Annotated in this window: 12 protein-coding genes; 5 read left to right on the forward strand and 7 right to left on the reverse strand. The window is 52.2% G+C overall.

Going from position 1 to position 12,955, the window contains the following annotated elements; all coding sequences use genetic code 11:
• Positions 1-26 precede the first annotated feature (26 nt).
• The 3 genes from aguA to REH51_RS06990 all read right to left on the reverse strand — a co-directional run bounded on the left by aguA (position 27) and on the right by REH51_RS06990 (position 3,974).
• On the reverse strand, positions 27-1,157 hold the full coding sequence (gene aguA / locus REH51_RS06980) for an agmatine deiminase (protein WP_498937328.1): 1,131 nt from the start codon (positions 1,155-1,157) through the stop codon (positions 27-29).
• Complete coding sequence (locus REH51_RS06985; RefSeq protein WP_009722923.1) at positions 1,154-2,500, reverse strand: Na+/H+ antiporter NhaC family protein; 1,347 nt, start codon at positions 2,498-2,500, stop codon at positions 1,154-1,156. Before REH51_RS06985 ends, aguA begins: the two co-directional genes overlap by 4 nt.
• Positions 2,501-2,570: 70 nt before the next feature.
• Positions 2,571-3,974, reverse strand: coding sequence for an aminotransferase (locus tag REH51_RS06990; protein WP_498937330.1), 1,404 nt, complete (start codon positions 3,972-3,974; stop codon positions 2,571-2,573).
• A gap of 163 nt (positions 3,975-4,137) precedes the next feature.
• Between REH51_RS06990 and REH51_RS06995 the strand changes: the two genes are divergently transcribed.
• Together REH51_RS06995 and REH51_RS07000 are read left to right on the forward strand one after the other, a co-directional pair.
• Positions 4,138-5,385 carry a M20 family metallo-hydrolase gene (locus tag REH51_RS06995; RefSeq protein WP_009722925.1) on the forward strand — a complete coding sequence of 416 codons (1,248 nt, stop codon included), beginning with the start codon at positions 4,138-4,140 and terminating at the stop codon, positions 5,383-5,385.
• Positions 5,382-6,911 (forward strand): aldehyde dehydrogenase, encoded by a 1,530-nt coding sequence (locus REH51_RS07000; protein WP_498937332.1) that lies wholly within the window; start codon positions 5,382-5,384, stop codon positions 6,909-6,911. The genes REH51_RS06995 and REH51_RS07000 overlap by 4 nt, the downstream gene beginning before the upstream one ends.
• A gap of 12 nt (positions 6,912-6,923) precedes the next feature.
• Here the strand turns inward: REH51_RS07000 and REH51_RS07005 are convergent, their stop codons facing one another.
• A complete protein-coding gene (locus REH51_RS07005) occupies positions 6,924-7,769 on the reverse strand; it encodes a helix-turn-helix transcriptional regulator (protein WP_009722927.1) in 846 nt (281 codons plus the stop codon).
• A gap of 171 nt (positions 7,770-7,940) precedes the next feature.
• Between REH51_RS07005 and REH51_RS07010 the strand changes: the two genes are divergently transcribed.
• The gene (locus REH51_RS07010; RefSeq protein WP_498937334.1) at positions 7,941-8,411 is read left to right on the forward strand and encodes a TspO/MBR family protein; all 471 of its coding nucleotides are present in this window, start codon (positions 7,941-7,943) and stop codon (positions 8,409-8,411) included.
• Between the two features lie 25 nt (positions 8,412-8,436).
• Positions 8,437-9,030 carry a cell division protein ZipA C-terminal FtsZ-binding domain-containing protein gene (locus REH51_RS07015; protein ID WP_498937336.1) on the forward strand — a complete coding sequence of 198 codons (594 nt, stop codon included), beginning with the start codon at positions 8,437-8,439 and terminating at the stop codon, positions 9,028-9,030.
• Between the two features lie 10 nt (positions 9,031-9,040).
• Here REH51_RS07015 and REH51_RS07020 read toward each other — a convergent pair whose 3' ends face one another.
• Positions 9,041-10,630, reverse strand: a complete 1,590-nt coding sequence (locus tag REH51_RS07020) for an ABC-F family ATPase (RefSeq protein ID WP_009722930.1) — start codon at positions 10,628-10,630, stop codon at positions 9,041-9,043.
• Between the two features lie 83 nt (positions 10,631-10,713).
• Positions 10,714-11,580 carry a sirohydrochlorin chelatase gene (locus REH51_RS07025; RefSeq protein ID WP_009722931.1) on the reverse strand — a complete coding sequence of 289 codons (867 nt, stop codon included), beginning with the start codon at positions 11,578-11,580 and terminating at the stop codon, positions 10,714-10,716.
• A 94-nt stretch (positions 11,581-11,674) separates the two neighbouring features.
• Here REH51_RS07025 and REH51_RS07030 point away from each other — a divergent pair, with 94 nt between their 5' ends.
• Positions 11,675-12,256 carry a gamma-glutamylcyclotransferase gene (locus REH51_RS07030; protein WP_009722932.1) on the forward strand — a complete coding sequence of 194 codons (582 nt, stop codon included), beginning with the start codon at positions 11,675-11,677 and terminating at the stop codon, positions 12,254-12,256.
• Between the two features lie 27 nt (positions 12,257-12,283).
• Here REH51_RS07030 and REH51_RS07035 read toward each other — a convergent pair whose 3' ends face one another.
• Positions 12,284-12,811 carry an HPP family protein gene (locus REH51_RS07035; RefSeq protein WP_009722933.1) on the reverse strand — a complete coding sequence of 176 codons (528 nt, stop codon included), beginning with the start codon at positions 12,809-12,811 and terminating at the stop codon, positions 12,284-12,286.
• Positions 12,812-12,955: the final 144 nt, after the last annotated feature.

The raw sequence follows: 12,955 nt of genomic DNA on the forward strand, positions 1-12,955 counted from the left end.
CCCAGCTGATTAGCTGGGGGGAATAGCTATACGCGGGGCTGCTGCTGGGTAATACAGTGTATGTTGCCTCCGCCAAGCAGTATTTCGCGGGCAGGTACCCCGATGACTCGCTTAGTAGGAAAGAGTGTCGAGAGTATGTCTTCCGCTTCGCCATCATGACGGGGGTCTAACAACGGCATCACCACCACAGAGTTGCCTATATAAAAGTTCACATAAGCCCCCGCCATACGGTCTCCCGGTAGCCTGGGGTGTGAACTGTTGAGGCGATCTAAACCACTGGCTTCATCCTCGGCAATATAGAGTGGGCCGGGTATCGGCAGCTTATGAACCGTTAGCTTTCGGCCTTTGGCGTCCGTTGCATTTTCCAGCACGCTTAATGCCTCTCTCGAAATAATCCCTTGGGGATCCTTTTCATCCTCACACCACGTCAACGCTACTTGTCCAGGTGCGACGAAGCAGCAGAGGTTATCCACGTGACCATCAGTTTCATCTAAGTGGCACCCCCGTGGAAGCCAAATAACCTTACTGATCCCTAAATACTCCTGAAGCCAGCGCTCAATGGTTTCTCGGTTCATATCAGGGTTGCGGTTGGGATTCAGCAAACACTCTTCTGTCGTGATCAGTGTTCCTTCACCATCGACATGTATTGCCCCCCCTTCCAAGACAAGAGGGGCTTCAAAACGCTGGATACCCAGCATTTCACTGATCTTACAACGGATACGCCGATCCTTATCCCAGGGAAAATATAGCCCTTCTTTCAAGCCGCCCCAGGCATTAAACTCCCAGTCAATCAGGGCAAGATGCCCATCAGGGTGAGTCACAAAGGTAGGCCCTACATCACGCATCCAGGCATCGTTACTGGACAACTCGACGACCCGAATATGCGCAGGAAGCTGGTTACGGGCATTTTCATACTGCTCATCGTTGACACCCACGAAGACTGTTTCACTTTCGGCAATCGCAATAGCCACGTCAGCAAACGCTTGCTGCGCAGGCTTTGCGCCATAGCGCCATGTGTCAGGGCGTTGCGGCCACAGCATCCAGCACGCTTCATGGGGCGCAAACTCAGCAGGCATTGAGTAACCAAGGGATGCTGGCGTTACCAGCCCACTGTTTTGAGAGGGAGCCCCTTTGGAGGCTAAGGTTGTCTGTTTCATAGGTGACCTACCAACATAAAAATGCCTGCAGCAATAGAAGCTGCAATCAACACATAGGGAAGCTGAGTCAGCGCATGGGCCATTGGCGAGCAACCAGCCCCCTGGGCAGAAAGCACCGTAGAGTCGCCATAGAAGCAAGCATGGCTTCCAAAAGCGCTAGCAGATATTAAAGCACCCACAACGAGGGGCATATGGGCATCCATACCACTGGCTAGCGGTAGCACGATGGGCATTGCAATAATAAATATTCCCCAAAAGGAGCCGGTAGCAAAAGCCAGAAACGCCATGGTGACAAATACGACAGCCGGTAACATACTGGCTGTCATTAATGGCTGTACTGTGGCAATTACAAAACCTGTTAACCCAAGCAAGTCATTCACTTCTTTCAAAACGAAACCCGCCACTAAGGTACCCAGTGGCATAATCATCGCTTTAAAGCCATCGAGAGCAGTATCGAACGTATCGTTAAAGCTTAAGAGCTTCTGAATTGCTATTAATACCAAGGTGACGACAAGCGCTACAATAACGCCTCGTAAAATATCGATTTCAAAATACCAAGTAAAGAAAATCAGCGTCGCTATGGGGAGTAAAAAGTTAATTAAGTGAGGATGCTTGGTGCATTCATTACCAACTTCAAGCGCATTCTCTTCTACCCCATCTGGCTGGGGCTGACCACCCGCTGCTCTGGCCTCGGCAGCGCGCATCGGCCCCAGGTTGGGAATCCAGCCCATTGCAACCAGGGGCACCAGCGCAGCTGCCACCCAGGCGTAGAACATAAATGGTATTGCCTCGATATACAGACCCATCCCATTACCCGCAGCATTATTGTCTTCAAGTAAACCCGCAAAGAAAACAGCCCAGGTTGAAAAAGGTACAAGAATACAGATTGGCGCTGCAGTAGAGTCGACGATATACGCCAGTTTTTCCCGCGATACATTAAAACGATCGGTTACCTTTTTCATAGAGGCACTGATAGTTAATGCATTAAGATAATCATCAACAAAGATGATCAAGCCTAATACCCAAGTTGCTAAAAGACTCTGGCGCTGAGTATGAATGCGCTTCGTAATCGCATTACCAAAGCTTAAAACGCCCCCCATTTTAACTAGCAGTGCAATTAAACTACCAAAAAGCCCGCACACTAGAATAATCCAGGTAACTGTTTCATTGCCAAGCACATCCAATAGGATATCCGAGCCTTGAGTGACAATATCGAAAGGCTGATACATCAATAGCCCGACGATCGCACCCGCAAGGAGTGACTCGATAGTACGCCTAGTAACAATCGCCATTACCAAGACAACCAGGGTAGGTATTAGGCTTAAAATTCCATAATCTTCCATTGGTCGCGTCTCTTTATCGTTGTATTAAGACTCGAAGCGGGCACAATCGTCCCCGCCTTGATACCTGTCGTTACAAGTAACCATCCGCTTTAAGAGAGAGCGTGGTAGCGGCAAAGGACTCATCTAAAATGGCCACCACATCGTCAACTATTTGGCGAGTCCAAATTAATGGGGGCGAAATAATATTGAGATGTCCCACTGGCCGGATTATCAAACCACGCTTCTGTGCCTCAGCAGCCACGCGATCACCCACCCGCGCTTCAACAGGCAACAGCTCTTTGGTGGCTTTATCGGCGACGTTTTCAATCGCCATCATGAAATGACTGCCACGAATGTCGCCAATTGTCTCGTGAGCCACTAGGGTTTTGAGTTTGCGCTCAAGGTAAGGCCCTATGTCACGCACATTTTCACACAGGCCTTCACGCTCAATAATTTCAATATTTTTAAGCGCTGCCGCACAGCTGACCGGATGACCTGAATAAGTAAAGCCGGTACTCAGTACCCCGCCAGGGCCTTGAGGGGTGCTGAGTACAGCATATAGCTCATCAGATATCAGCGTGGCACCGAGTGGGGCGTAACCGGAAGAGAGACCTTTCGCTACGTTAATAATATCGGGCTGGGTATCAAACACCGCCTCAGAGGCAAAAAAGTGCCCTAAACGACCAAAGCCGGTGACCACTTCGTCGGCAATATAGAGGATATGGTTAGCACGGCATACCGCCTGCATACGCGCATGATCCCCCTGAGGAGCCATCAGTACGCCGCCAGCCCCCATAATGGGTTCTGCGATAAACGCTGCAATATTGTCTGCACCAATTCGTTCAATCGCACTTTCCAGCTCATCAACGAGATGATCACAGTAGTCGGCTTCCGTCATGTCTTCAGGTTGACGATAGCAGTTAGCCTCACTGAGGTGAGTTACCATATGATCAAGGGTGTCGAATTCCCAGTTATTACTCTCAATACCGGTGAGGCTCGCCGCCATATAGGTGGTGCCATGATAGGCATTGGTACGTGAAAGAATTTGCTTTTTCTTTGGCTTACCCAGGCGGTTGAAATAGTAATGCACCAATCGGATGGTGGCGTCATTCGCCGCAGACCCACCGCAACTATAAAACACATGATTCAAGTGTGAAGGCGCAAGCTCAGCTAGCTTGGCGGCCAGCTCAGTGGCAGGCGCATTGGAGAGATTATTAAAGGTTGAGAAGTAAGCCATGCGGGTCGCTTGATCAGCCATCGCCTGCCCTATTTCAGCGCGACCATGTCCTACATTGACGCACCACAATCCAGCGATGCCATCGATAAAACGATTCCCACGGATATCCTCTACATAGATGCCCTCGCTGTCGGTAATTAAGTCACAGCCTTTTTCGTTGAAGAGGCTGAAGTCTGTAAAGGGGTGGATAAAGTGATCTTTATCCTTCTGCCACAGATCTTGCGAGTCGTAAGCATGCGCAGGCCTGGTCTTGGTCATCGTCTAGCCCTCTTTTTATAGGAAGCCGTTGTTGAGGCGAGTTCACAGGCTAGCGGGGTAGGCAATGCCAAGAATATATCCCCATTGGGGTATATCGACTTATCGACTAGGCACCTAAGGTGAAAGTCTCTAAATCACCCTATAAGCATAAGAAGAGGCTTCCATGCAGATTGCTATTGATGGTCAGCGACTTTGGTCAAGTTTAATGGCGATGGCAGAGATCGGCGCCACGCCCAACGGCGGAAGTAACCGCTTGGCGCTTACCCAGGAGGATGCTGCCGGTAGGCATCTATTGATTAAGTGGTGTGAAGAGATTGGCTGCCAAGTTCGTGTTGATGGCGTAGGCAATCTTTTTATCCGCCGACCTGGTAAGCGTAACGACCTTAAACCTGTGGCGACAGGCAGCCATCTGGACACCCAGCCCAAAGGCGGACGCTTCGATGGCGTTCTGGGAGTACTCGCCGGATTAGAAGTGTTTCGTTCCCTGCACGATCACAATGTAGTGACCGAACGTCCGCTTGAACTTATCGTCTGGACCAACGAGGAAGGCAGCCGCTTTGCACCAGCCATGGTAGCGTCTGGTACCTATGCAGGAGTTTTCGCAGTTGAGGAAACCCTAGCTCGACAGGATGCCAAGGGCGTTACCTTTGGACAAGCGCTTGAAGAGACGGGCTTCAAAGGCAACCTGCCTATTGGGGAGCCGCAGCTAGCCAGCTTTTTTGAGCTGCATATTGAGCAAGGCCCAGTGCTTGAAGAAGAGGAGCTGGCAATTGGCGTTGTCACTGGCGTGCAGGGAATGCGCTGGTTTGACCTGACGATTCAAGGGAATGCGGCCCATGCGGGCACCACTCCAATGTCTTATCGCCAGGATGCATTAGCGGCAGCCGCAAGATTAATTGACCGCCTATACACCCATGCGGCGTACGACACCAGCGGTGATACCAAGGTAACCTTTGGATGCCTGGAAATTGATACGCCGTCTCGCAATGTCATCCCTGCTAACGTCAGCCTGACCGTCGACCTTCGACATGTAGTGGAAGAGCAACTAGACATACTTGAAGAGCGATTTCGTAGCGAGTTAGCAGACATTACCGGCACGTTTGGCGTAGTAGCAGACCTTGAGCGCACCTGGGCCTCTCCCGTGGTTGAGTTTGACGAACAATGCGTTGCCGCGCTTGAAAGAGCAGCCAAATGTCACAGTATTCCCTACCGCCGGATGATGAGCGGCGCTGGTCACGATGCTGTTTACGTTTCACGAGTGGCCCCCACTGCGATGCTATTCATTCCCTGTCGCGATGGTATTAGCCACAACGAAGCGGAGTATTCCTCACCGGAACACTGCGCCCTCGGCGCTCAAACGCTCTGTGACGCCCTTATCGAAAACGCCAACAGCCTGGAAATTAACGCATGAACACCCCAACCACTGTCTCAACAATTATTTCAACCACGGCCCCAACCAACCAGACCGAGTGGCAAGCGTTAGCGGAAAAGCTCGATTTCGAAACCCGTGCGTATATCAATGACCGCTTTGTGGATGCACAGAGTGGTAACACGCTTACTACGATTAACCCTGCTACCGGCAGCGTGTTAGCCGAGGGCGCAAGCTGTGACGACGCTGACGCTGCACTCGCGGTTAAAGCCGCCCAAGAAGCTTTCCAACGGGGCGATTGGGCGCGGCGCTCACCGACACAGCGTAAAGTCACCCTCCTTAAGCTTGCTGACTTAATGCAGGATCATAAGCATGAATTGGCACTGCTTGATACGCTCGATATGGGCAAGCCTATTTCAAGCGCTTTGGGTGATATCGACGGAGCCATCAGCTGTTTGCGCTATACCGCGGAAAGCATCGACAAACTTTATGGTGAAGTTGCCCCCACGGGTGATAACAATTTAGGGCTTATCGTTCGTGAACCCTTAGGTGTCGTTGCGGCAATCGTACCGTGGAACTTCCCGCTGATGATGACCGCTTGGAAAATCGCCCCTGCCTTAGCAGCAGGGAATAGCGTCATCCTTAAACCATCAGAAAAATCACCGCTGTCAGCGCTGCGCCTTGCTAGTTTATCCAAGCAAGCGGGCCTGCCCATGGGCGTTTTTCAGGTTCTGCCTGGCTATGGCCATACGGTAGGTAAAGCGCTGGCGCTATCAATGCAGGTCGACTGCCTTGCTTTTACCGGCTCAACACAGGTCGGTAAACAGCTGATGCAATACGCTGGGCAGTCGAACCTTAAGCGCGTCTATTTAGAGTGCGGAGGCAAAAGCCCCAACATCATCTTTGCGGACTGCCAGAATCTCGACAAAGCTGCCCAGCATGCCGCAACGGCTATCTTCCACAATCAGGGCGAGGTCTGTATTGCAGGCTCTCGTTTGTTGGTAGAAAACAGTATCCGTGAAGACTTTGTAGCCCGCGTGGTAAAAGCCGCCGAGCAAATGCAGCCAGGAGATCCACTAGACCCAGAAAGCTTCATGGGTGCCATGGTGGACGAGACCCAATACCGCCGAGTGCTCGACTATATACAACAGGGCCAGGAAGAGGGGGCCACACTAAGAGCCGGTGGAGAACCGCTTAACGGCCCTGGGCTATTTATCCCACCCACGATTTTTGATGACGTTACGCCTAAGATGGCAGTAGGTCGCGAGGAAATTTTCGGCCCAGTGCTAGCGGTATTTGGCTTCGATAACGAAGACGAAGCGCTTGCGCTCGCTAACGATAGTGACTTCGGCTTGGCGGCAGGGGTCTGGAGTCAGAATATTGATCGTGTGATGCGTGTTTCACGCAAGCTCCAGTCTGGGCAAGTGTACGTAAACAACTGGGCAGGCCCGGACATGACAGTACCGTTCGGTGGTGTTAAGCAATCAGGCAACGGGCGGGATAAATCGCTTCATTCGCTTGACGAGTATACCGAGATAAAAACCATCTGGATGTCGTTACAGCCATAGTGGGCTGCCTAGCTAGCTTCTCAATTGTCGGGAAATTAACGCCACATGCTCAAGAAACAGCTGAAAAAGCTGCGATTGACTGGAAATATCCAAACGCTGATAAATATGTTTGCGATGTACCTTTACGGTTCCATCGCTGATATCAAGCTCGCGAGCCGCTGACTTAGTGGAGTGCCCGGCTAACAGAAGACGCACTATTTCCTGTTCACGTGCCGTTAATAACTGCTGGCCAAAGCTCGCGAAAGCGGCTTCCACAGGGGCATGTTTTTCCAGTGTTTGCTGAAAAAGCATGCCCTGCCACTTCCAGAACTCCATCAGCAGAGTCTCGATCAGCGGTGCCACATTTTTCAAGACTTGCAGGGAGCGGCGCTTCAGAGGGGCGTCTTTCTGAAACCCTAATGACACCACCATCAAGACATCTTCTCCAACACAGGCAAATAGCCCAACCTCATCGGCTAACCCTAACGACCGGTAGTAATGCGCATAATAGTCGCTAGATTCAAAACGGTCTGGTGCAAGTTCCCGCAGTCGATAGACCCCACTGTCCAGCCCGCCATCAATAGCAGTAAAAAAAGGATCCAACAAATAGGCACCACTGAGATAGCGGTCTATCGCCTGTTGACGATTTTCAGACGGGTAGTCGTCGTGAATCAGTAGCGGCCGACGACGCCCCTTGTAGGTATTAATCAGAATCGTATCAAAGCCTGCTATAGCTCGCAGCACCATCTCCAGCCGCGCCGGAAAGTCCCGATTCCCCGCAGAGCGCACCAAACTGGCAAGCTGCTTATGCCAAGCAGCACTGCCTACATTAGCCAGAAAATCACAGTCGATATCACCTATTGGCGAACAGTATTTCATAATTAGCGCTTCATTTAGGCTTTATCCAGAACGATACTGCGTTGAGAGAACACGGTAAACTCTGGTGACGCATATCGGTAATTCACATACCACGCTGGGCGGTACACCATAGGCTCAGTGAGTATTCACTGCTAGGCTATTGATTCTTCCGTTTTCACATACAGGTGAGTCATGCTCGGTTCGCTGTTCGCTCTGCTGGTGTCACTCCTGCTTGTTGGCATTACTGCCACCAGGGGGGGGCGTTTCCGCCCTGATAGCTGGTACCGTCAACTGCAGAAACCTAGCTGGACACCACCTGATATTGCTTTCCCTATCGCCTGGGGCATCCTTTATTTATTGATGGCCATTGCGGCGTGGCGTATTTATATGGCTGATGACTCCCCGTTACGCACCGCCAGCTTGGTCGTATATGGCTTTCAATTACTGGCCAATGCAGCTTGGTCATGGTTGTTCTTTGGGCGCAAGCAAATTACCGCAGCGCTGGCGGATATCGTGCTCCTGTTGGGGTTAATTACGCTAGCCATTGCGCTATTCGCTAATGTGAGCGCGTTGGCTGCTTGGCTAATGGTGCCTTACTGGCTTTGGGTGGCGCTTGCGTTAACACTTAATGCAGCTATTTTACGATTAAATAATAGGGCCTAAGCGCCGACAGATAGGACTCAATGAAATGGATATCACTTCGCTTCCTTTTTTACTCGCCATCGCTTCATTAGTGCTGGGGATAGTGGCCGCCGCTATTTTCGTCTATGTGGTTGTTCCCAAGCAACGAAGAGCCAAAGCAAAAGCCTCCGCGCCGCCGCCAACACCCAAAGCACAACCCCAGCCGCCCTCACCCGAACCAGAAACCCCTGCGCCTGCTGCGCGTACAGAAAAAGTAAAGCAGTATTCTCTGTTTGTGATTTTTGCCCACCCCGATGCCACCACGGACGAGCGCCTAGCCGAGTGGCTACGAGGAAAAGAAGCCAGCTATGATGCAGTCAAAAAGGGTTACTTAATCAGCGGCAAGCAACCCTCTAACCCGGTAACGATCGCTAACGCCTTTCCACCTGGAGAAATGCCTGATCTACTAAAAGGGGAAACCCACGAACCCATTCGTGGGATTAGCTTGCTGGTTAAGCCACCGCTGCATAAACGTCGCAATCAGCAGATGTACGTTTATGTAGAGCTCGCCAAAGAGTTAAACGACACCTTTAGCGGCAACTTGCTCGATGCCGATAGGCAACCCGCCTCCGAGTCGACCTACGCACAAATTATTGGCTAATCTAGAGCGATCAGACAACGCCTTGGCTACGCAGGTAGTCGTCGTAGCTACCGCTAAAGTCGACAAGACCATCAGGCTGCATATCGATAATGCGCGTAGCCAGCGAGGAAACAAACTCGCGGTCGTGACTGACAAATATCAGCGTGCCGGGGTAGTTTTCCAGCGCTAAGTTCAGCGCTTCTATCGATTCCATATCCAGGTGGTTAGTCGGCTCATCCATTAACAGCACGTTGGGGTTGGTGAGCGTTAGCTTGCCAAACAGCATGCGCCCCTGCTCACCACCTGAGATCACTCTGACAGACTTGTTAATGTCGTCGCTGGAAAACAGCATCCGGCCCAACGCACCGCGCACCACCTGCTCGCCGCCTTTGGTCCACTGGCTCATCCACTCAAAAAGCGTGGCATCGACAGGAAAGTCGTCGGTGTGGTCTTGACCAAACATGCCAACCTCAGCGGCGTCGGTCCACTTCACTTCACCAGCATCAGGGTGTAAATCACCCGCCAGGGTTTTCAGCAGAGTAGTTTTACCAATGCCGTTGGGGCCGATAATGGCAATCCGCTCACCCGCTTCTACGGTCATCGAGAAACGCTCGAAGAGCGGCTTATCATCGTCGTAGCCTTTGGTAATCGCATCAACATTCACTGCATTGCGGTGAATCTTTTTATTCTGCTCAAAGCGGATAAACGGGCTAACTCGGCTGGACGGCTTGATATCTTCCAGCTTAATTTTGTCGATCTGGCGCGCCCGTGAAGTAGCCTGTTTGGCTTTGGAGGCGTTGGCCGAGAAGCGGCTAACAAACTGTTGAAGCTCGGCAATTTGGGCTTTTTTCTTGGCATTATCTGAATGCTGGCGCTCGCGAGCAGCGGTGGCCGCGGTCATGTAGTCATCGTAGTTGCCTGGGAACAGGGTAATTTCCCCGTAATCCAGATCCGCCATGTGCGTGCACACGCTATTCAGGAAGTGACGATCGTGAGAAATAATCACCATGGTACTACTGCGCGCTTTGAGAATATCTTCCAGCCAGCGGATAGTATTGATATCCAAATGGTTAGTCGGTTCATCGAGCAGCAGTACATCTGGGTCGGAAAACAGTGCCTGGGCCAGCAACACACGCAGTTTCCAGCCGGGAGCAACTTCGCTCATCGGGCCGGTATGCTGTTCAATGGGAATACCTAGCCCCAGCAGTAGCTCCCCAGCGCGAGACTCGGCGGTATAACCGTCGAGTTCAGCAAAGCGCACTTCCAGGTCAGCCACTGCCATTCCGTCGGCTTCACTCATTTCTGCCAGGGAGTAGATCCGCTCGCGTTCGGCGGCCACTTTCCACAGCTCAGCATTACCCATGATAACGGTGTCGATGACCCGCTCGTTCTCATAGGCAAACTGATCCTGGCGCAGCTTCCCCAGCCGCGTGCTGCTATCCAGCATGACCTGCCCGGAAGAAGGCTCAAGCTCCCCACCCAAAATCTTCATAAAGGTGGACTTACCGCAACCATTGGCGCCAATCAAACCGTAGCGATTGCCGTTATTAAATTTGACGGAAACATTTTCAAACAGGGGCTTTGCCCCAAACTGCATGGTGATATTGGCGGTTGCGATCAAGATGTGAGCCCTGGTTAACAGTGTAATTGCGCATTCAAAGGCTCGCGATTCTACGCGCCTTTGAGCAGCGTTACACCTCCCCCCTAGCGCGCATTGTCTAGTGTAGCCGGAAGTTCGAGTAGAAAACGTTCACCATCAAGCGCTTGGCTCAACCGAGCATGTAGTATCTCAACAATGTCAGGATGCTCGCCAACAAGCGCGGTGGTCGTCACGCTCAAACCTGGGTTGCGCTGTTCCGCGGCGGCACAAATCTCGGCGATATCGCCGCCTTCCCCTGCATGACGCCCAGGCGAGAGAAACAGCATCGCTAAGATGACCGAGCCTGATTGGAACTCTGGCGTATCCAACAAATGCTCCAACAGCGGCTCGTTAAAGCGATATTCGTCGCCTTCACGGCGCTCCATGGATGCCGCTGCGACGCAGCTAACCTCATCTGCCAGTAGCACGCTTAACTGCCCGGCTAAGCGATTGCGCACGGCTGTCACTTCAGGAATCGGGCTACCGTGATCCACCAGGGCTACGTGTGGCGTCGTTCCCGTTTGGTGCTTGTCGCGCACGTTGTCGGCCAGCAGCTTGGCTAAACGCAGGTCGTTATTGCCCCGTTCATCCACCAGCGGTTGGGCCACACGAACGCTCACCCGGGGAAAACGCGCCTGCAGTGCTGCCATGCGCTCTGGCAGGTAGCCGGTCAGTGCCTTGCTTGGCCCAAAGAAGAACGGCAGCACAATGATCTCTGTCGCCCCCAGCTCGACACTGCGTTCAGCGGCCGGACCTAGGGTAATCGCGGGGATCCCGTCGATCTCTTCAGGAGGAATTTTATTAGAGTGCAGCAAGGAAGCCGCTTGCACGGTTTCTCCTAGCTGCTGGCTGAGCGCAAACGCTACACGGCGCAGGTTGTGGGTTGCCTGGGGCCGTAATGAGCCGTTATCGACGAGAAAAATAGCGCGCATGTCGGTCTCCGGAGGTGGTCAAGTAAGTCATCAATAAAGGCATGATAAGATAAGCACCTTAACCCATACGCCGTGCTCATGATGCTTAATAGCGATGTTTGATACTACCGACCTGAACCAGCAAAGAAACTTCTTCGATGGCCATACCGATATCTGGCTTTTTGGTTATGGCTCACTGATATGGAAAGCTGACTTTGCCTACCTAGAACGTCAGCCCGCCTACATTACCGGCTGGGCGCGGCGTTTTTGGCAAGGCTCTCACGATCATCGCGGCACGCCTGACGCACCGGGTCGCGTCGCGACGCTGATTCGCGCCCAAGGTGCCGTGTGTCACGGCATGGCGTACCGCATTACACCTGATGTGCTGGCACCGCTGGATGTACGCGAAAAGAACGGCTACCTGCGTGAAAAAGTGCCCCTCACTTTTCTAGGGCAATGTGGCGATAAACAGTCGGCAATGGCAACAACAGAAGGGCTAATTTACTTAGCTACCGAAGATAATCCTGCCTTTCTGGGCGAGGCACCATTGGATGATATTGCACACCAAATTGCTCATTCCCACGGCCCAAGCGGCTCGAATAAAGCTTATTTGCTGAACTTAGCCCAGGCGTTACGCGAATTAGGCACAGACGATGCTCACGTTTTTGCCATTGAGGAGCAGCTACGTCGTTATTGAACCAGGAAACGCTTTTGAAGCAAGTGGCTACCAATAGCGTGGGTAACGACGGTGGCGCGCTAAATTATTCACCAAAATGGCCACTACCAGCATGACCACGCACCCAGCACCAATGGGGATCAGCGGATACCACCAACCTAACTTGTGGACACTCGCCCCACCGGCTACCGCGATCAGCGCAGCGGCGGCTCCCGGCGGATGTACGGTGTGTGTCAGTTGCATAACCAGTATAGAAAGCGACACCGCTAGTGCCATCGAGATAGGCGTCGCGCCCAGCAATTGATAGCAACCCACCCCTACCAACGCCGACAAGACACTGCCAAACAGCACATGGCTTGGCTGGGCGAACGGGCTTTCAGGCGCTGCATAAATCAATACCGACGTTGCCCCAAAGGAGCCCACGATTAATAACTGCTGCGAGAGCCAAGCAGAGCTTAGCCAGCATATAACGGCCATGCCAGTAAAAGCGCCCAGCCACGACCAGCAGGCATCTTTCCAGCCGACGCGGGGGCGCGGCGTTGGTTCTCCTCGCATCTTGCCAAGATAGGCTTTCATTGCACTCTCTCTGCACAAAAAGAGTGCAGATGATGGCAAAATGCACCAGATAAGCAAATGACAATCCGTCATACGCTGATGAAGCACTTTCAAGAACGCGTTAAAAAACGTCCCTAAACGCACTTTCAAATACATTCTCAAACA

The organism is Halomonas bluephagenesis, assembly GCF_054790765.1.